The 16,594-nt window shown below is 72.0% G+C and carries 20 protein-coding genes; 10 read left to right on the forward strand and 10 right to left on the reverse strand.

Annotation, left to right across the window (positions count from 1 at the left end; all coding sequences use genetic code 11):
• Positions 1-110 precede the first annotated feature (110 nt).
• The 4 genes from IEY71_RS13060 (at position 111) to IEY71_RS13075 (ending at position 5,389) form a co-directional block, all read left to right on the forward strand.
• Complete coding sequence (locus IEY71_RS13060) at positions 111-1,496, forward strand: MFS transporter (RefSeq protein WP_189085747.1); 1,386 nt, start codon at positions 111-113, stop codon at positions 1,494-1,496.
• A gap of 206 nt (positions 1,497-1,702) precedes the next feature.
• A complete protein-coding gene (locus IEY71_RS13065; RefSeq protein ID WP_189085748.1) occupies positions 1,703-3,058 on the forward strand; it encodes an MFS transporter in 1,356 nt (451 codons plus the stop codon).
• Positions 3,055-4,602, forward strand: a complete 1,548-nt coding sequence (locus IEY71_RS13070; RefSeq protein WP_189085749.1) for a sulfatase family protein — start codon at positions 3,055-3,057, stop codon at positions 4,600-4,602. The genes IEY71_RS13065 and IEY71_RS13070 overlap by 4 nt, the downstream gene beginning before the upstream one ends.
• Positions 4,603-4,630: 28 nt before the next feature.
• Positions 4,631-5,389 carry a GntR family transcriptional regulator gene (locus tag IEY71_RS13075; RefSeq protein ID WP_229781730.1) on the forward strand — a complete coding sequence of 253 codons (759 nt, stop codon included), beginning with the start codon at positions 4,631-4,633 and terminating at the stop codon, positions 5,387-5,389.
• A gap of 73 nt (positions 5,390-5,462) precedes the next feature.
• Here IEY71_RS13075 and IEY71_RS13080 read toward each other — a convergent pair whose 3' ends face one another.
• Positions 5,463-6,263 carry an SDR family oxidoreductase gene (locus IEY71_RS13080; RefSeq protein ID WP_189085751.1) on the reverse strand — a complete coding sequence of 267 codons (801 nt, stop codon included), beginning with the start codon at positions 6,261-6,263 and terminating at the stop codon, positions 5,463-5,465.
• A gap of 89 nt (positions 6,264-6,352) precedes the next feature.
• Here IEY71_RS13080 and IEY71_RS13085 point away from each other — a divergent pair, with 89 nt between their 5' ends.
• The 3 genes from IEY71_RS13085 (at position 6,353) to IEY71_RS13095 (ending at position 8,374) form a co-directional block, all read left to right on the forward strand.
• Positions 6,353-6,940, forward strand: a complete 588-nt coding sequence (locus IEY71_RS13085) for a TetR/AcrR family transcriptional regulator (RefSeq protein WP_189085752.1) — start codon at positions 6,353-6,355, stop codon at positions 6,938-6,940.
• Between the two features lie 76 nt (positions 6,941-7,016).
• The gene (locus IEY71_RS13090; RefSeq protein ID WP_189085753.1) at positions 7,017-7,574 is read left to right on the forward strand and encodes a bifunctional nuclease family protein; all 558 of its coding nucleotides are present in this window, start codon (positions 7,017-7,019) and stop codon (positions 7,572-7,574) included.
• Positions 7,574-8,374, forward strand: a complete 801-nt coding sequence (locus tag IEY71_RS13095) for an alpha/beta fold hydrolase (RefSeq protein ID WP_189085754.1) — start codon at positions 7,574-7,576, stop codon at positions 8,372-8,374. The genes IEY71_RS13090 and IEY71_RS13095 overlap by 1 nt, the downstream gene beginning before the upstream one ends.
• Positions 8,375-8,429: 55 nt before the next feature.
• Here IEY71_RS13095 and IEY71_RS18615 read toward each other — a convergent pair whose 3' ends face one another.
• Positions 8,430-8,738 (reverse strand): ABC transporter permease, encoded by a 309-nt coding sequence (locus IEY71_RS18615; protein WP_373292266.1) that lies wholly within the window; start codon positions 8,736-8,738, stop codon positions 8,430-8,432.
• A 56-nt stretch (positions 8,739-8,794) separates the two neighbouring features.
• Here IEY71_RS18615 and IEY71_RS13100 point away from each other — a divergent pair, with 56 nt between their 5' ends.
• The 3 genes from IEY71_RS13100 to IEY71_RS13110 all read left to right on the forward strand — a co-directional run bounded on the left by IEY71_RS13100 (position 8,795) and on the right by IEY71_RS13110 (position 10,157).
• Positions 8,795-8,959, forward strand: a complete 165-nt coding sequence (locus IEY71_RS13100; protein WP_189085755.1) for a hypothetical protein — start codon at positions 8,795-8,797, stop codon at positions 8,957-8,959.
• 8 nt (positions 8,960-8,967) lie between these two features.
• Positions 8,968-9,573: a hypothetical protein gene (locus IEY71_RS13105; RefSeq protein WP_229781731.1), complete on the forward strand. Its 606-nt coding sequence runs from the start codon at positions 8,968-8,970 to the stop codon at positions 9,571-9,573.
• A gap of 119 nt (positions 9,574-9,692) precedes the next feature.
• A complete protein-coding gene (locus tag IEY71_RS13110) occupies positions 9,693-10,157 on the forward strand; it encodes a recombinase family protein (protein WP_189085757.1) in 465 nt (154 codons plus the stop codon).
• 28 nt (positions 10,158-10,185) lie between these two features.
• On the opposite strand, the gene IEY71_RS13115 is transcribed toward IEY71_RS13110, so the two are convergent.
• The 8 genes from IEY71_RS13115 to IEY71_RS13150 form a co-directional block, all read right to left on the reverse strand.
• Positions 10,186-10,389, reverse strand: a complete 204-nt coding sequence (locus tag IEY71_RS13115) for a hypothetical protein (protein WP_189085758.1) — start codon at positions 10,387-10,389, stop codon at positions 10,186-10,188.
• Between the two features lie 55 nt (positions 10,390-10,444).
• Positions 10,445-11,719: a diaminobutyrate--2-oxoglutarate transaminase gene (gene ectB / locus IEY71_RS13120; RefSeq protein WP_189085759.1), complete on the reverse strand. Its 1,275-nt coding sequence runs from the start codon at positions 11,717-11,719 to the stop codon at positions 10,445-10,447.
• 92 nt (positions 11,720-11,811) lie between these two features.
• On the reverse strand, positions 11,812-12,891 hold the full coding sequence (locus IEY71_RS13125; protein ID WP_189085760.1) for an ABC transporter ATP-binding protein: 1,080 nt from the start codon (positions 12,889-12,891) through the stop codon (positions 11,812-11,814).
• A complete protein-coding gene (locus IEY71_RS13130) occupies positions 12,888-13,715 on the reverse strand; it encodes an ABC transporter permease (RefSeq protein ID WP_189085761.1) in 828 nt (275 codons plus the stop codon). The genes IEY71_RS13125 and IEY71_RS13130 overlap by 4 nt, the downstream gene beginning before the upstream one ends.
• Positions 13,712-14,638, reverse strand: a complete 927-nt coding sequence (locus tag IEY71_RS13135; protein ID WP_189085762.1) for an ABC transporter permease — start codon at positions 14,636-14,638, stop codon at positions 13,712-13,714. Before IEY71_RS13135 ends, IEY71_RS13130 begins: the two co-directional genes overlap by 4 nt.
• A 2-nt stretch (positions 14,639-14,640) precedes the next feature.
• The gene (locus tag IEY71_RS13140; RefSeq protein ID WP_189085763.1) at positions 14,641-15,768 is read right to left on the reverse strand and encodes an ABC transporter substrate-binding protein; all 1,128 of its coding nucleotides are present in this window, start codon (positions 15,766-15,768) and stop codon (positions 14,641-14,643) included.
• A gap of 125 nt (positions 15,769-15,893) precedes the next feature.
• Entirely contained in the window at positions 15,894-16,184 is a 291-nt protein-coding gene (locus tag IEY71_RS13145) for a DUF4287 domain-containing protein (RefSeq protein WP_189085764.1), read from the reverse strand.
• A gap of 42 nt (positions 16,185-16,226) precedes the next feature.
• Positions 16,227-16,562, reverse strand: a complete 336-nt coding sequence (locus IEY71_RS13150) for a cupin domain-containing protein (RefSeq protein ID WP_229781732.1) — start codon at positions 16,560-16,562, stop codon at positions 16,227-16,229.
• Positions 16,563-16,594: the final 32 nt, after the last annotated feature.

The raw sequence follows: 16,594 nt of genomic DNA on the forward strand, positions 1-16,594 counted from the left end.
ATCGTATATCATCATGGATGCCGGTCGTCGACGACCCCCTCGTCGCGACCGCCCTCGGTGATCGTGCGGCGCTCGCTCACCGAGCCCCTGATCAGACGAAGGAGTCAGCCATGAGCGCAGCAGAGCACCCTCCGGGGTTCACCCCGACCGGCACGATCGCCCAGGCCGCCGACCGCCGGCGCGTCGTCTTCGCCACGGTGGTCGGCACCACCGTCGAGTGGTACGACTTCTTCATCTACGCCTCCGCCGCCGGCCTCGTCTTCGGCGAGCTGTTCTTCGCCCCCGCCGGTCCCGGCATCGGCACGCTGCTCTCGTTCCTCACCGTCGGCATCAGCTTCCTGTTCCGGCCGTTCGGCGCGTTCCTCGCCGGCCACCTCGGCGACAAGTACGGCCGCCGCCTCGTGCTGATGCTGACGCTCATCCTCATGGGCGTCGCCACGGCCCTCATCGGCCTCCTGCCGACGTACGCCGCGATCGGCGTCGCGGCGCCGATCCTGCTGATCCTGCTCCGCGTGGTGCAGGGCATCTCGGCGGGCGGCGAGTGGGGCGGCGCGGTGCTGATGGCCGTCGAGCACGCCCCCAAGACCAAGCGCGGGCTCTTCGGCGCCTCGCCGCAGATCGGCGTGCCGCTCGGCCTCCTGCTCGCCTCGGGCACGATGGCGCTGATGGCGATCATCGCCCCGGGCGACGCCTTCCTCGAGTGGGGCTGGCGCATCCCGTTCCTGCTCAGCGTCGTGCTCATCCTCATCGGCTACTACGTGCGCCGCAGCGTCGAGGAGAGCCCGGTCTTCGTCGAGATCGCGGACCGCAAGGAGCAGACGCGGATGCCGATCATCCAGCTGTTCCGCAAGCACCTGCTGCTCGTGATCATCGCGGCGCTCGTCTTCGCCGGCAACAACGCGGTCGGGTACATGACGACCGGCGGCTACATCCAGAACTACGCGACGAACCCGGATGGCCCGATCGGCCTCGAGCGCGGGCCGGTGCTCTGGGCCGTCACGGGCTCCGCCGTGACCTGGCTGCTCTCGACGTGGTTCGCCGGCTGGCTCAGCGACCGCATCGGCCGCCGCACCACCTACCTCATCGGCTGGGTGCTGCAGCTCGGCGGGGTGTTCGCGCTGTTCCCGCTCGTCAACACGGGCGAGGTGGGCCTGCTGTTCGCGGGCCTCGCGGTGCTGACGATCGGCCTCGGCTTCACCTACGGACCGCAGGCGGCGTTGTACTCGGAGCTGTTCCCTGCGTCCATCCGCTTCTCGGGCGTCTCGATCTCGTACGCGATCGGCGCGATCCTCGGCGGCGCCTTCGCGCCGTCGATCGCGACGGCGCTCGTCGACGCGACCGGCACGACCATGTCGGTGACCTGGTACCTCGCGGGCATGACCCTGCTCGGGCTCGTGGCGAGCCTGCTGCTGCGCGACCGCAGCGGCATCCCGCTCGGCCCGGACCACGAGGCGGAGCAGGCGAAGAGCCCGATCTACGGCCTGAGCAAGGCCTGAGGCTCGGCCCGCAGGCCACGCGCGCACGAGGGGCGCGGCATCCGATCGGATGCCGCGCCCTTCCGCGTGCGGGCGGCACGACGCGGAGACATCCATACCTCTTTCGAATCGACGGAGAAGTCGATCTTGACGTCATCCCTGGAAGGGCTTACGCTCGGCCTGCACAAGACGTCTATACCTCTCGGTTCGAATCGAAGGAGATTCCCGTGACCAGCCAGCTCGCCTCCCCCGGCTCGCGCACCCCGATGGCCCGGCTCACCGCCGCGACCGTCGTCGGCAACGCGATCGAGTTCTACGACTTCAACGTCTACGGCACGCTCACCGCCGTCGTCTTCGGCCGCCTGTTCTTCTCGGCCGACGACCCCGTGCTCGGCACCTTCCTCGCCTTCACGACCTTCGCCGTCGGCTTCCTCGCCCGCCCGATCGGCGGCATCGTCTTCGGCCACTTCGGCGACCGCATCGGCCGCAAGCCCATGCTCGTCGCGAGCCTGCTCACCATGGGCATCGCGACGATGCTGATGGGGCTTCTGCCGACCTACGCCCAGGTCGGCGCGCTCGCGCCCGTGCTGCTCGTGCTGCTGCGCTTCGTGCAGGGCCTCGGCATCGGCGGCGAGTGGGGCGGCGCGATCACCCTCATGATGGAGTCCGCCCCCGAGCGCCGGCGCGGCATCTTCGGTTCGGCGGTGCAGACCGGCAGCGGCCTCGGCATCATGCTCTCCACGGGCGTCGTCACCCTGCTCTTCGTGCTGCTCACCCCCGAGCAGATCGACGCGTGGGGCTGGCGCATCCCGCTGCTGTTCAGTGTCGTGCTCGTCGCCGTCGGCCTCATCATCCGCTCGAAGATCGAGGAGTCGCCCGCGTTCCGCGAGCGCGAGGCGGTCGCCGCGCCGCCCAAGGTGCCCGTGCTCGAGACGCTGCGCAAGCACTGGCGCATGGTGCTCGTCGCCATCGGCATGTACATCTCGGTCGCCGCCTTCGGCTTCACCCAGGGCGTCTTCTTCGTCTCCTACCTCGTGAACCAGATGCAGATCGCCCCGGCGACGGCGACGCTCGCGAACCTCGTCGCGGCCGCCGGCTACCTGCTCGCGACGCTCCTCGGCGGCTGGCTCTCCGACCGGATCGGCCGAACCCGCGCCTACCTCGTCGGCGCCGTGCTCATCCTCATCGCCCCGTTCCTGATGTTCGGCATCGGCGCGACCGGCTCGGTGCCCCTCATCCTCGCCGTGATGCCCGTCGTCGGCGCCCTCGGCGGCGTGGCCTACGGTGCGCAGGCGGCGCTCTTCTTCGAGCTGTTCCCCGCTCGGGTGCGGTACACGGGCATCTCGCTCGGGTTCCAGATCGCCGCCGTGCTCGGCGGCGGGCTCACCCCGCTCATCGCCGCGAGCCTCACCGAGGCCACGGGCACGACGACCTCGGTATCGATCTACCTCGGCGCGCTCACCGCCCTCATGATCGTGTGCACCCTCCTCGCGCCGCGGGTCATCCGCGCCGAGGCACGCCGCAGCCCCGCCGCCGACGGCGACGCATCCACCCGTCAGCTCTCCCAAGGATCCGCCGTATGACCCGCCCCACCGCCCCGCGCACGATCGTGCTGCTCATGGTCGACCAGCTCGCCGCGAAGTGGCTCGAGCGGGCCCGCGAGGGCATCGTCGAACTGCCGAACTTCGACGCGCTGCAGGCCGAGGGGGCGACGTTCCGCAACGCGTTCAGCACGAACCCCGTGTGCAGCCCGTCCCGGGCGAGCATCGCCACCGGGCTCGCGAACGTGAGCCACGGCGTCACCGAGTGCGGCTACGACCTCGACCCGGGCGTGCCCACCTTCATGCGCGGGCTGCAGGAGGCCGGCTGGCGCACGGGCGCCTTCGGCAAGCTGCACCACGTCACCCAGCTCGAGGAGCTCGCCCCCGACTACACGGTCTACGGCTACGACGTCGTCGCGAACACCGAGGACCTGCGGGCCGGCGAGTGGATCGACTGGGTCGAACGCGAGCACCCCGAGCACTACGAGGCGGCGCTCTCGACGGTGTGGATGACGATGTCGGAGGACCTGCTCGACTACGGCCCCGAGCACGTCGACCTGCGCGCGCGGATCCTCGCCGCCCAGGAGCGCTTCCCCGAGTCAACCGAGGAGGCGTACGAGCTGCCGTTCCCCGCCGAGGTCTCGCAGACCGCGTGGATCACGGACCGCGCCTGCGCGTTCCTCGCCGAGGGCGGCGAGCGAGACCTCTTCGCGCACATCTCCTACGTGCAGCCGCACAACCCCTTCGCCCCGCCCGCCGAGTTCGTCGACCGGGTCGACGTCGACGCGATCCCCGAGCCCGTGCCCGCCGAGTGGGCCGAGCGGCCGATCCCGTACTTCGCCCAGGAGCGCTACCGCGAGCCGAGCTACGCGAACGCCGACTGGCGCCGGCAGCGGCAGCTCTACTTCGCCGACCTCGCGCACCTCGACCACGAGCTCGGCCGGGTCCGCCGGGCGCTCGCCGAGGCGGGGCGGCTCGAGGGAGCCCTCTTCCTCTTCACCTCCGACCACGGCGAGCTGCTGCACGACCAGGGCCTGCTCGGCAAGTGGGAGCGGCACTACGACCCCTGCATCCGGGTGCCGCTCGTCGTCGCCGCGCCGGGCGCCGTGCCGGGCCCGCGCGCCGAGCTCGCCGAGCACACCGACATCGCCGCGACCGTGTACGACTGGGCCGGCGTCGAGCCGCCGACGCTGCCGCAGCACACCCGCGCGGGGGAGCGGCGGCTGCCGATGCTGCACGGCCGCTCGCTGCTGCCGAGCGTGCTCGGCGCGCCGGGCGGCGGAGCGGCCGAGGCATCCGCCCGCGACGCCGTGTACATCCAGTCGAACAACAGCCACGTCGAGGCCCGGCCCTCCTCGTGGGCGCGCACGGTGCGCACCGAGCGCTTCCGCTTCACCTACTTCCCGGACGGCGGCGGCGAGCAGCTGTTCGACCTGGTCGCCGATCCGGATGAGCAGCACAACCTCGCGGCCGATCCGGCCTGGCGGTCGACGCGCGATGAGCTGTTCGCCCGCTTGACGGAGCTCATCATCGCGGAGGGCTTCCCGAACACGCCGCGCGAGCTGTACCGCATCGGCGCGTGGTGAGCGGCGGGCCGCCGCGATAATGGGAGCCATGCCCGCCTCGAGCAAGGTCACCGCCGCCGAAGCCGCGATCCGTGCGCTGCTCGACGGGGGCGTCGCGGGCGACCGGCTGCCGAGCGAGGCGGAGCTCGCCGAGCTCGCGGGCGTCAGCCGGGTCACGGTGCGCGAGGTGCTCGACCGACTCTGGTACGAGGGTGCGATCGTGCGCCGCTGGGGCGCGGGCACCTTCATCGCGGCGCGGCCGCGGGATGCCTCGGCGGGCCCGTTCCGGCGGATCTACGTCGCCCTCGACGACATCGGCTCGCTGCCCGGGCAGATCGACGCGAGCGGGCGGGCGGCGAGCCTCGCGGCCTTCGCCGTGGACCACCTGGTGCCGCCCGCGTGGGTCGCCGAGGCGCTCGCGCCGGAACGACTCGGCCCCGACGGCAAGCTCTGGCGGGTGACCCGCACGCTCGCGATCAACGGGGCGCCGGCGATGGTGATGCGAGACTTCCTGCCGCTCGAGCTGCCGGGCGGGCGGCTGAACCCCACCGAGCTCGCCGACCTCGGCATGGACCTGCCGCGGTTCCTGCGCCTGAACGGCGCGCGCATCGTGAAGTACGAGTCGACGCTCGAAGCGGTGGCGTGCGACGAGGAGACCGCCCGGCTGCTGGGTCGCGAGCCCGGCGCGCCGCAGCTGCGCACGCGGCAGCTCGCGATCTCCGACACGGGCGAGACCGTGAGCTGCGCCGAGCTCGCGTTCCGGGAGGACGAGATCAGCACGACGCTCGTGCGCGCGATCGGCGGCTGAGCCAACCGCTCCACCCCACCCCGAGTTGCCCGACTCTCATGGAAGTCGGGCAACTCGGGTGAGGCTGGGTGGCTCAGGCGGGGTCGTTCCAGGACCAGATGTCGTCGCCGCGGAGCGTCGCGTCGGCGCCGCCGTCGCAGTAGATCGTCTGGCCGGCCATGTGCGTGTTCTGCTCGCTCGTGAGCCAGACGAGCAGGTTCGCGATCGACTCGGGCGGCTGGTGCGAGTTGAGCGGCATCGGCACCGCGGCATCCACCATCGCGCGGCCCTCGGGGGTCTCGAGGAGCCCGGCCGTCATCGGCGTGATCACGGTGCCGGGGGCGACCGCGTTCAGCGGGATGCTGGCGCCGGCCCACTCGGGGGTGATCGAGGCGCGGCGCACCCAGCGCGAGAGCGCACGCTTCGACGACGGGTATACGAGGTAGCCGACCTCGGGGCCCTGTGCCGCGAGCTCGCCGGCGACGGCGAGCGCGCGGGCCTCGTCGCCCGCGAGCGCCGCCTCGACGAGCTCGGCGGAGTTCGGCTGCAGCGAGGCCATCGAGGAGACGACCGCCGCGCGCGGCGCGTCGGACTTCGCGAGCCCGGGCAGCAGCTGGGTGAGCACCTCGACGACGCCGAAGTAGTTCACGGCGATGGTCGCGGGGACGGGGGCCGAGATGCCGGCGCAGGCGATGGCGCCGTCGACGACGCCGCCGGCGAGCTCGAGCGCGCGGGCGGCGGCCTCGGTGCGGCCCTCGGGGGTGGAGAGGTCGGCTTCGACGTCGGCGCCGCGCAGGTCGATGCCGATGACGCGGTGGCCTGTGGCCTCGAGCGCGCCCTTCGTGGCGGCGCCGATGCCGGAGGCCGAGCCCGTCACGACGTAGGTGCGAGTCATGGGGTGTCCTTCCGATTTCACGGGACGGCTGGGGTGATGCCGTATATTTGACACGATACGCCAATAATCGGACGGATGGGGAGGATCGGATGACTCGAGGCCGCGGCCGCCCCAGCGTCGTCGACGTCGGGGCCGTCACCGAGGCCGCGTTCCTGCTCTGGTCCGATCGCGGCTACACCGAGACGGGGTGGAAGGAGCTCGCCGAAGCCACCGGCGTGAGCGCGCGCACCCTGATGCGCCACTTCGGCACTCGCGACCGCATCGCCTGGGCCGGCGTCGAAGCCGCGAACGAGCGGCTGGAGCAGGCGATCGCCGAGTTCCGCGACGAACCCGACGCTGCCGTCGCCGTCCGCCGGGCGATCGTCGCCTCCGTCTCGCACGACGAGCACGTGCGGCGCAGCGCCGCCGCATGGTTCCGCCTCATCGCCGCGGAGCCCGAGCTCGTCGCCACCGCGGCCGCCGCGAACCGGATGTGGACGGCGCGGCTCGCCGCCCACCTCGCCGAACGCCTGCCCGCGGCCGGCCCGGCCGTCTGCGCCGCACTCGCCGCAGCCTACGAAGCGGCCACCTTCGCCGCCCTCCGGGCGTGGGCCGAGCGCGCGACGCCGGGCGACGCGCCCGACGACCCGGCCGACGCCGTCGACGCCGCGCTCGCCTGGATCCGACTGGCGTCCTGAATCGCCGACTCCCCGGAATCGGCGGGGCCGACCGCAGCACGGCAGCGCCGCCTACCATGGGAGGGGAGGTGGCGGCATGATCATGATGCGCGTGCTCGGAGTCGCGCTCGACCAGGCGGGGCAGCATCTCGTGCTGCTGAAGCCGCTCGTCGACGGCCCCGGCGAACCGCGGGTGCTGCCGATCTGGATCGGCGCGCAGGAGGCGAACTCGATCCTCGTCGCCATCAACGACGAGCGCACGCCGCGCCCGCTCACGCACGATCTCACGACCACGCTCATCGATCTGCTCGGCGCCCGCATCGCCCGCGCCGAGATCACCAAGCTCGACGCCGGCACCTTTTACGCCGAGCTCACCCTCGTCACCGGCAACGGCCCCCGACTTGTCGACGCCCGGCCGAGCGACGCGATCGCGCTCGCGGTGCGCGCCGGCGCCGAGATCGTCGTCGACGAGTCGGTCTTCGAGGACGCGGCGATCCCCGCGGCGCTCACCGCGGGTGCGGACGACGACGAGGACGAGGCGGATGCCGCATCCGCCGCCGATCCCGACGCGCCGCCGTCCGCCGCCGACGAGGCGAAGCTCGAGGAGTTCAAGCGCTTCCTCGACGACGTCGACCCGGAGGACTTCCAAGGCTGATGGACGCGAAGATCCCGGAGCGCACCGAGCTGCCCGCCCCGCAGTTCGTGCTCGCCCCCGACGGCACCCGCATCGCCACCTACTCCTGGGGCGACGAGGACGCGCCGACCGTGCTCTGCGTGCACGGCTTCGCCTCGAGCTGCCGCGACAACTGGGTCGAGACGGGGTGGGTGCGCCAGCTCCTCGGCGCGGGCTTCCGCGTGCTCGGCGTCGACCAGCGCGGACACGGCGCGAGCGGCCATCCGCACGATCCCGAGGCGTACCGGATGTCGGCCTTCGTCACCGACCTCGTGACGGTGCTCGACACGTATCTGCTCGACGGCGTGCGCTACGCGGGCTACTCGCTCGGCGCCCGCGTCGGCTGGCAGCTCGCCGTGCAGGCGCCGGAGCACGTCTCCCGGGCGGTGCTCGGCGGCATCCCCGACGGCCGCCCGCTCGCCCGGCTGAAGACCGAGCAGGCCCGCGCCTACGCCGAGCACGGCACGCCCGTCGAGGACCGGGTGACCCGCAGCTACGTCTCGCTCGCCGAGCGGGTGCCGGGCAACGACCTGCTCGCGCTCATCGCGCTCGCCGAGGGGATGGCGGGCGGCGATGCGGATCCCGACCCGGCCCGGCCGCCCCGGCAGCCGGTGCTGTTCGCGACCGGCTCGGAGGACGCCATCCTGCCGCAGTCGAAGCGTCTCGCCGAGGCGACTCCGGCCGCGAGCTTCCTCGAGGTGCCCGGCCGGCACCACTTCAACGCGCCGGGCTCGCGGGTCTTCCGCGAGGGCGCGGCGGAGTTCCTCGCCGAGGCGGGCTGAGTCTCGGACAACGCTGCGCGACGCCACGGCGGTCGCGTCGCGCGGGTGTCGCCCGCTAGGGAACGCGCAGTTCCGCAACCGGTTCGCGTCGAGAGGCGACGATGGCGGGGATCACGCTCGCGAGCACGGCGACTGCGACCGAGAGGACGCCGACACTGAACAGGTACGCCGGCGGCGGAAGCGGGTCCGAACCGAGCTCGAGGACGAGGACCGAGACCGTTGTCCCGATGAGTGCGCCGGTGAGGGCGAGGATCAGGGTCTGAATCAGGAGCAGGCGAACGATCAGTCTCCGGCTCGCGCCGAGGGCTCGTCGGCGACCGCGGCCATGGCGTCGAGCATAGCCATTGCAAAACAATCCAACCAAACGTTATGTTTTGTGTGTCGCGGCATCGACGCCCGGCCGAACAGAATCGGGGAATCATGAGCCTGGCGAGGTCGGGGAGCACCGCGGTGAACGTGAACGACTGGCGCTCCAGTGCCACGCTCGGCACCAACGTCGCGCGCAACTGGTACTCCACCCAGCAGGCCGGCAACTGGGGTGTCAGTGCCCCGAGCGTCGCGGCGGCGTCCGCGTCGTGCGGCTGACGGCGGGCATGGCGGATCGCGCCGCGTTCCGCTGCGTCGTCGCGGCGGTGATCGCGAGCACCGCGGTTCTCCTCGCCGCTTGCTCGGGTCAGGCATCCCCGCCCGACGAACGTTCGGATCCGAGCAGTGCCGCGGACTACGGCTATTTGAGCGAGGTCGACTCCGAAGGCCTGCTCGGCGGGCGGACCGTTTCGCAGGTCCTCAGCCAGGCGATGTACGACTGCATGGTGGACGCGGGCTGGGTGAACCTCACCGTGGCGGACGACGGCAGCATGAGCGGGGAGGTCCCCGCCGCGCAATCGGAGCAGTACGACACGGACTTCGCCGACTGCCAGGCCCAGGTGGACCTCAACTATCCGATTCCGGAGATGACCGAGAGCGCGATCCGGGAGCGGTACGCGCGCGAAGTCGAGGCGCGGGATTGCCTGATCGCGCAAGGCTACTCCGTGAGCGAGCCGCCGTCCGAGCAGGTCTGGGTGGAGACGTTCACGAGCGACCCGGCCAGCTTGTGGCTGCCGTACTTCGAAGTCTTCACGCAAGCGCAGCTGAGTGCATCCGAGGAGAAGGAACTCAAGCGAGCGTGCCCGGACCCCGGCGACCGCTTCTACACGTAGACGTCGAGGGCGGCTCGGCGGTCGGCGGCGCTCCCGTCCGACGGGGACGGGATGCCTCTCCGAGTGTCGGCGGGAGGCCGTACCCTGGAGGGAGGGTCGAAACTGACGAGGAGCGAGCGATGAGCGAGACGAACACGGGATCCATGGCCGAGGCCGAGGCGATCCACGCCGCCATCGAGTGCCCCGACTGCTTCGTCGAGCTGCAGCGCGACGGGCACTGGTGGATGGCCCGCCCGGCCGGCTCGCGACTCGTCGGCCTCGTCGTCTCGCGCGACGACATGCCCTCGATCGTCGAGCAGCGCGACGACCTCACGCACTTCGGGGTCGCCATCTCCGACTTCCGTCACCCGGCTCCCGAGAACCTGTCCGAGTCGTGGGAGCAGCGGCTCGCGCGCTTCTTCGGCACGCTCAAGAGCGGCGACGTGCTCGTGGTCGCCACCGTGCACGCGCTCGGCCGCGACGTCGACGAAGAGCTGCGCACGCTCGCCGAGCTCCGCCGCCGCGGCGTCGTCGTCAAGGTGCTCAGCCACGGCGCGCGCCACCTCGCCGACACGGGGCTCGAGGGCACCGGGCTCGAGGCCTAGCGCGGCGCGATCCTGACGGGCGCTCGGCTCAGCCGAGCGCGATCCACCAGCCGATGCACGCCACCATGGCGAGCAGCAGCGCCCCGAGCGCGACGCCCGTGCGCACGATGCGGCGACGGCTCAGCGTGCCAGGGTCGAGCGACGAGCGCGAGAAGCGGTCGAGGTTCGGGCTGACGGCCTGGAACGGCGGCTCGCTCGACGGCGGGATGCCGCCGCCCTCGTTCCGGTCCATGCGTGCATGGTAGCTCCGAACCGGGGCGCCCGGTATCCTGCCGCGCGAGGTGGGGTTACTGCCCCTTGACCTCGGCGAGGCTCTCGCGCACGATCTCCAGGCCGCGGCGCAGTTCCTCGTCGGTGATGGTCAGCGCGGGCAGGAACTTCAGCACCTCGTCGTGCGCGCCCGAGGTCTCGATCACGAGGCCGCGCGCGAACGCCGCCTTCGAGATGCGGCCGGCGAGCCCGCGGTCGAGCTCGCAGACGAGGCCGTACATGAGGCCGCGGCCGCGCACGCGGAGCTCGAGCTCGGGGTGCTCGGCCGCGATCGCCTCCAGCTCGCCGCGCAGCAACACCGACTTGCGGGCCACCTCGCTCGTGAAGGCGTCGTCGGCCCAGTAGCGTTCGAGCGCGACGCGCGCGGTGACGAAGGCGAGGTTGTTGCCGCGGAAGGTGCCGGTGTGCGCACCCGGCTGCCAGACGTCGACCTCGGGGCGCAGCAGCACGAGCGACATCGGCAGGCCGGAGCCCGAGATCGACTTCGAGACGGTCACGAGGTCGGGCACGATGTTCGCGGCCTCGAAGGCGAAGAAGGTGCCGGTGCGGCCGACGCCGGCCTGGATCTCGTCGAGGATCAGCAGGATGCCGCGCTCCGCCGTGATCGCCCGCAGCCGCTGCAGCCACGGCACGCTCGCGACGTTGATGCCGCCCTCGCCCTGCACCGCCTCGACGATGACGGCGGCGGGCAGGTCGAGGCCCGAGCCCGGGTCGTCGAGCATCTTCTCGAGCAGGTCGAGGGTGTCGACGCCGTCGCCGAGGTAGCCGTCGTAGGGCAGGCGCACGACGTCGTCGAGGCCGACGCCGGCGGCGCCGCGGTAGTGGCTGTTGCCCGTCGCGGCGAGCGCGCCGAGGCTCAGCCCGTGGAAGGCGTTCGTGAACGCCACGATGGTCTGCCGGCCGGTCGCCTGCCGGGCGACCTTGAGGGCGGCCTCGACGGCGTTCGCGCCGGTCGGGCCGGTGAACTGGAGCTTGTGGTCGAAGCCGCGGGGCTCGAGCACGAGGCGTTCGAAGGCCTCGATGAAGGCGCGCTTCGAGGAGGTGGCCATGTCGAGGCCGTGCATGATGCCGCCGCGCTCGAGCTCGGCGATGAGCGCCTCGGTGAACGCCGGGTTGTTGTGCCCGTAGTTCAGCACGCCCGCGCCCGCGAAGAAGTCGAGGTACTCGCGCCCGTCGGCGTCGATGATGGTCGAGCCGCTCGCACGGTCGAACACGGTCGGGAAGGCGCGCACGTAGCCGCGCACCTCGGACTCGCGGCGGGTGAAGACGTCAAGGTTCGCGGCATCGCTCATGGCGGACGGACTCCTCTGCGGGATCGACGGAAGGCGGTGCTCCGAGCCTAGAGCCTCCGCCTGGGAGCGGGCGCGCAGCCGGGCAGCCCGGGTCATCCCTCCCGCGGGCGCACCGCGACGGGCGCGGGCTCGATGCCGAGCGTCACCCGCTCGTCGAACTCCACCCGCTCGCCGACCGCGTGCTGCATGCGCAGCAGCTGCCCGCCCGCGGTGCGGAGCACGGTGCGCCGCACGCTGCCGAGGAAGGTGCTCTCGAGCACCACGGCGTCGATCGGTCCGCCGAGGCGCACGTTCTCCGGCCGCACGAACGCTTCGGCCGAGCCATCCGCCGACTCGCCGACGATGGGGAGGCGGATGCCGAGCACCTCCGCGACCCCGCCGTCGACGGTGCACGGCAGCACGCTCGACAGGCCGACGAACTCGGCGACGTGCGCCGTCGCGGGCCGCAGGTAGAGCTCCTCCGGCGTGCCGATCTGGTCGATGCGCCCGGCGTTCATCACCGCGATCCGGTCGGAGACGGCGAGGGCCTCCTCCTGGTCGTGGGTCACGAACACGGTCGTGATGCCGAGGCGCAGTTGGATGCGGCGGATCTCGTCGCGCAGGGTCACGCGCACCTTCGCGTCGAGCGCCGAGAGCGGCTCGTCGAGCAGCAGCACCCGGGGCTCGGTGACGAGCGCGCGGGCGAGGGCCACGCGCTGCTGCTGCCCGCCCGAGAGCTGGTGCGGGAAGCGCTCGCCGAAGCCGGTGAGCCCGACGAGGGCGAGGGCGTCCCGCACCCGCTCGGCGGCCTCGCGCTTGGCGATCTTCCGCATCCGCAGCCCGAAGGCGGTGTTCGCGGTGACGTCGAGGTGCGGGAAGAGCGAGTACGCCTGGAACACCATGCCGAGGTCGCGGCGGTTCGTCGGCACCGCCGAGACGTCGGCGCCGCCGATGCGCACGGTGCCGCCGTTCGCGCGCTCGAGCCCGGCGAGCACCCGCAGCGCCGTCGTCTTGCCGCAGCCGGAGGGACCCAGCAGGGAGACGAACTCGCCGGGCTGGATGGCGAGGTCGAGGCCGTGCAGCACCCGGGTCCGCCCGTAGTCCTTGACGACGCCCTCGAAGGCGACGGCCGAGCCGGTGCGGGCCCCGGCGAGGATCGCGTTGTCGGCGGTCGCGATGGCGGTGTCGGTCATGGCTGGTCCTTCGGGGGTCGGCTGGAGCGTCGGGCGCGCGGGGCCCCGCCGCCGATGCGCCCGATGGCGACGAGCAGCACGAAGGCGAAGGCGAGCGCGAGGAGAGAGAGGATGACCGAGGCGTACGGGTCCTGCTTGCCGACGACGACGAGCGCCGTCTGCAGGTTCTGCCGGTTCAGCAGCGAGGCGATCGTGAACTCGCCGAGCACGACCGCGACGGAGATGAGCGAGGCGGCGAGCAGCCCGGGGCGGAGGTTCGGGGCGAGCACGCGCAGCAGCACCGCGGGCCAGCTCGCGCCGAGCGAACGGGCCGCCTCGGCGAGGACGCGCAGCTCGGTCGCGTCGATCGCGGCCTGGATGGCCCGGTACGCGAACGGCAGCACGGTGACGCCGTAGGCGAAGGCGAGCGGCCAGATGCCGGTGCCGATCGTGCGGCCGATGGCGAGGTAGATCGGGGCGAGGCCGACGACGAGCACGATCGCGGGGATCGAGATGGGGAGCAGCGCGAGGAACTCGAACGGGCGCTTCAGCTTGGGGAAGCGCAGCTCGACGAGCACCATCGTGGGCGCGAGCAGCAGCACGATCGCGACGGTCACGACGGCGAGCACGACCGAGTTGCCGAGGCCGGTCCAGATGGGCCGGTACGTGCCCGCCTTCGCCGGGTCGAAGAGCTCGATCCAGTGCACGAGGGAGTGGCCGCCCGTCGTCGCGTCACGGAGCGTGTACTCCGCCATCGACACGATCGGGATCGCGAACAGCACGATGATCGCGAGCCCGATCAGCCAGCGCACGGCGGGGTGCGGGGCGAAGCCGCGGGCAGTCATCGCTGCCACCTGGCGGCGCGGCGCTGCACGAGGGCGTAGAGCGACATCGTCACCGCCATCACGACGATCATGCCGAGCGCGAGGGCGCCGGCGAGGTTCTCCCGGCCGAGGAGCGTCTCGCTCGTGAGCGCGGTGCGGATCTGCAGCGGCACGATCTGCGAGCCCTGGCTCGCGAGGGCCGCGGCGGTCGCGTACGAGGAGAACGCGTTCGCGAACAGCAGCAGCAGGCTCGCGAGGAACGACGGGGCGAGGACGGGGATGCCGATGTGCCGCCAGAAGCCCGGGCGGGTGCCGCCGAGCGTGAGGTTCGCCTCGGCCCACTGCGGGCGGAGCGCGCTCATGGCGGGCATGAAGGTGATCACCATGAGCGGCACCTGGAAGAAGAGGTAGGGCAGGATGAGCCCGGGCAGGCCGTAGATCCAGGCGCCCTCGGCGAACAGGTCGATGCCGAGGCGGTCCTTCAGGGTGAGCGTGACGAGCCCCTGCAGGCCGATCGTCGCGATGAAGGCGAAGGCGAGCATGACGCCGCCGAACTGCGCGAGCACCCCGCTCGCGGCGTCGACGAGCCGGCGGGTGCGACCGGTCTCTGGCAGTCCCGCCATCGCGTAGCAGGCGAGCGCGCCGAGGAGCGCGCCGCCCACGGCGGTGAGCGCCGAGAGCCAGGCGGAGTTCGCGAAGGTCTGCACGATCACCGGGTCGACGAGGGCGGCGACGTTCGAGAGCGTGAAGCTCCCGTCGTCGTCGACGAAGCCGCTCGCGACGGTCAGGACCGTGGGCAGAGCGAGGAAGATCAGCAGGTAGGCGGCGAAGGGCACGAGGCCGAGCACCGCCGCGGCGCCGGAGCCGAGGCGCCGCCGGGGCGGAGGGAGCTCCTCCGTCCCGGCGGCGTCGACGAGCGGTGCCGCGGGAGCGGCGACGGTCATGCTCAGCCGACCGCCGCAGCCCACTTCTCGCCGAGCAGGGTGCCGGCGTTCGTCGACTGCTCCTCGGTCGGCACGACCGTGTCCTCCGGCGCCTCGGGGAGCGCGTCGAAGAGCTTCTGGTCGATGGTGCCGGCGTCGGCCATGGCCTCGGCGCGGACGGGGCGGGCGCCGCCCTTCAGCCAGAGGTTCTGCACCTCGTCGCTGTAGAGGAACTCCTGCCAGAGCCGGGCCGCCGCCGGGTGCGGGGCGTCCGCGTTGATGGCCTGGTTGTAGTAGCCGGCGTAGCCGGTGCCCGGGAGGATCACCGTCTTCCAGCTCGGGTTGTCGGCCGTGTGCGCGGCGTTCAGGTAGTCCCAGTCGAAGACGACGGGGGTCTCGCCCGAGGTGACCGTCGCGGTCGTGACGTCGACCTTCAGCAGGTTGCCCGCCTGATTCAGCTGCTGGAAGAAGTCGATGCCGGGCTGGAAGTCGTCGAGGGTGCCGTCCGACTGCACGGTCGCGAGGCCCACGGCGGCGAACGCGGCGCCCGCCTGGGTCGGGTCGCCGTTGATCGCGACGGCGCCCTTGTAGTCGGCGCCGAGCAGCGCGTCGAGGCTCGCCGGCTCGGCGTACTTCGCCGAGTCGTAGCCGATCGACATGTACCCGCCGTAGTCGCCGACGAAGAGGCCGGAGGGCTCCTTCAGCTCGGCGGGGATGTCGTCCCAGGTGGCGACCTGGTACGGCGCGAACTGCTTCGTGTTCTGCAGCGCGACGGTGAGGCCGACATCGAACACGTCGGGTGCGGTGTCGAGGCCCGCGTTCGTCTCGGCGGCCTGGATCTCCTCGGCGCTGGACGCGTCGGGGGAGGCCTCGTTGATCGTGATCTCCGGGTACTTCTCGGCGAAGAGGTCGAGGATCTCGCCGTAGTTCGCCCAGTCGCGCGGCAGCGCGATGACGTTCAGCTGGCCCTCGGCCTTCGCGGCCTCCTCGAGCGCGGCGAGATCGCCGAAGTCGGCGAGGCTCGTGGCCGTCGCGGCATCCGTCCCGCCGTCGCCGCCCGCGGCGTCGGCCGAGCCGCCGGCGCAGCCGGCGAGGCCGAGCACGACCGCGGTCGACAGGGCGAGCGCACCGAGTGCGTAGTGCTTCTTCAACGCGTGTCCTCCGTCTGGCGCCGGGCCGCCCGAGCTGTGGAGCGGGCGTCGGGACCGCAGCGCCAGAGCGAAGCTAGGAGCCGAAGGAGGACGGTCGGGAGTGCGGCGGTGAATGCGCGGTGAACTCAGCGGTTCGGGTTCGTGTCCTTGCCGTCGAGCCAGAGCGTGTCGGTGGCGTCGCGGTGCACGCCGTCGGTGCCGACGTGCTTCTGGCTGATCTTCGGCCCCTTGGTGATGACGTGCACGAGCGCCATGGCGTGGCCCTGGCCGAGGCCGTAGTCGGCCTTCAGCCAGGCCACGATCGGCGCGGCCTTGGTGGTCTCGTCGAAGCCCTGCTCGTGGGCCAGCTCGAGGAACTGGCGGGGCGTCAGCCCCGTCTTCGTCTCGATGTTGTCGAGGTAGCTCTGGAACGACATGCGGTGCTCCCTGGTGGTCGGTGGTCGGTGGTCGGCGGGTGGTCAGGAGGTCTGGACGATGGTGTCGGAGGCGTGGATGCCGATGAGGCGCAGCTTGCCCGGCCCGGCGTTCACGAAGCCGTGCCAGGTGTTCGGCGGCACGGTGGCGGTGTCGCCGTCGTGCAGTTCGAGCTCCTCGTCCCCGATCGTGGCACGTGCGGTGCCCTCGATGACGAGCCACGTCTCGTGGTACGGATGCCAGTGCCGCTCGGCGCCCTCGCCGGGCTGGTTGTCGACGAAGAAGTACGAGATGGCGGCCTCGTGCTCGCGGCCCTCGAAGCGGCGCGTGCCGCGGGTGCCGATGCGGAGTTCCTCGGCGGTGACGATGTGTGCTGACATGCCATGAGCTTCCGCCCGAGGCATCCGCGCTC

This window comes from Agromyces mediolanus, assembly GCF_014648575.1.
In the GTDB taxonomy this organism is placed as follows: domain Bacteria; phylum Actinomycetota; class Actinomycetes; order Actinomycetales; family Microbacteriaceae; genus Agromyces; species Agromyces mediolanus.

Bases quoted from the DNA above. Each gene is read 5' to 3' on its own strand.
- ectB (WP_189085759.1), bottom strand. From the start codon at position 11,719: ATGAGCGATGCCGCGAACCTTGACGTCTTCACCCGCCGCGAGTCCGAG.
- IEY71_RS13135 (WP_189085762.1), bottom strand. From the start codon at position 14,638: ATGACCGTCGCCGCTCCCGCGGCACCGCTCGTCGACGCCGCCGGGACG.
- IEY71_RS13100 (WP_189085755.1), top strand. From the start codon at position 8,795: ATGAGCCTGGCGAGGTCGGGGAGCACCGCGGTGAACGTGAACGACTGG.
- IEY71_RS13125 (WP_189085760.1), bottom strand. From the start codon at position 12,891: ATGACCGACACCGCCATCGCGACCGCCGACAACGCGATCCTCGCCGGG.
- IEY71_RS13145 (WP_189085764.1), bottom strand. From the start codon at position 16,184: ATGTCGTTCCAGAGCTACCTCGACAACATCGAGACGAAGACGGGGCTG.
- IEY71_RS13090 (WP_189085753.1), top strand. From the start codon at position 7,017: ATGATCATGATGCGCGTGCTCGGAGTCGCGCTCGACCAGGCGGGGCAG.
- IEY71_RS13075 (WP_229781730.1), top strand. From the start codon at position 4,631: ATGCCCGCCTCGAGCAAGGTCACCGCCGCCGAAGCCGCGATCCGTGCG.
- IEY71_RS13095 (WP_189085754.1), top strand. From the start codon at position 7,574: ATGGACGCGAAGATCCCGGAGCGCACCGAGCTGCCCGCCCCGCAGTTC.
- IEY71_RS13105 (WP_229781731.1), top strand. From the start codon at position 8,968: ATGGCGGATCGCGCCGCGTTCCGCTGCGTCGTCGCGGCGGTGATCGCG.
- IEY71_RS13080 (WP_189085751.1), bottom strand. From the start codon at position 6,263: ATGACTCGCACCTACGTCGTGACGGGCTCGGCCTCCGGCATCGGCGCC.
- IEY71_RS13150 (WP_229781732.1), bottom strand. From the start codon at position 16,562: ATGTCAGCACACATCGTCACCGCCGAGGAACTCCGCATCGGCACCCGC.
- IEY71_RS13060 (WP_189085747.1), top strand. From the start codon at position 111: ATGAGCGCAGCAGAGCACCCTCCGGGGTTCACCCCGACCGGCACGATC.
- IEY71_RS13070 (WP_189085749.1), top strand. From the start codon at position 3,055: ATGACCCGCCCCACCGCCCCGCGCACGATCGTGCTGCTCATGGTCGAC.
- IEY71_RS13110 (WP_189085757.1), top strand. From the start codon at position 9,693: ATGAGCGAGACGAACACGGGATCCATGGCCGAGGCCGAGGCGATCCAC.
- IEY71_RS13115 (WP_189085758.1), bottom strand. From the start codon at position 10,389: ATGGACCGGAACGAGGGCGGCGGCATCCCGCCGTCGAGCGAGCCGCCG.
- IEY71_RS13130 (WP_189085761.1), bottom strand. From the start codon at position 13,715: ATGACTGCCCGCGGCTTCGCCCCGCACCCCGCCGTGCGCTGGCTGATC.
- IEY71_RS13085 (WP_189085752.1), top strand. From the start codon at position 6,353: ATGACTCGAGGCCGCGGCCGCCCCAGCGTCGTCGACGTCGGGGCCGTC.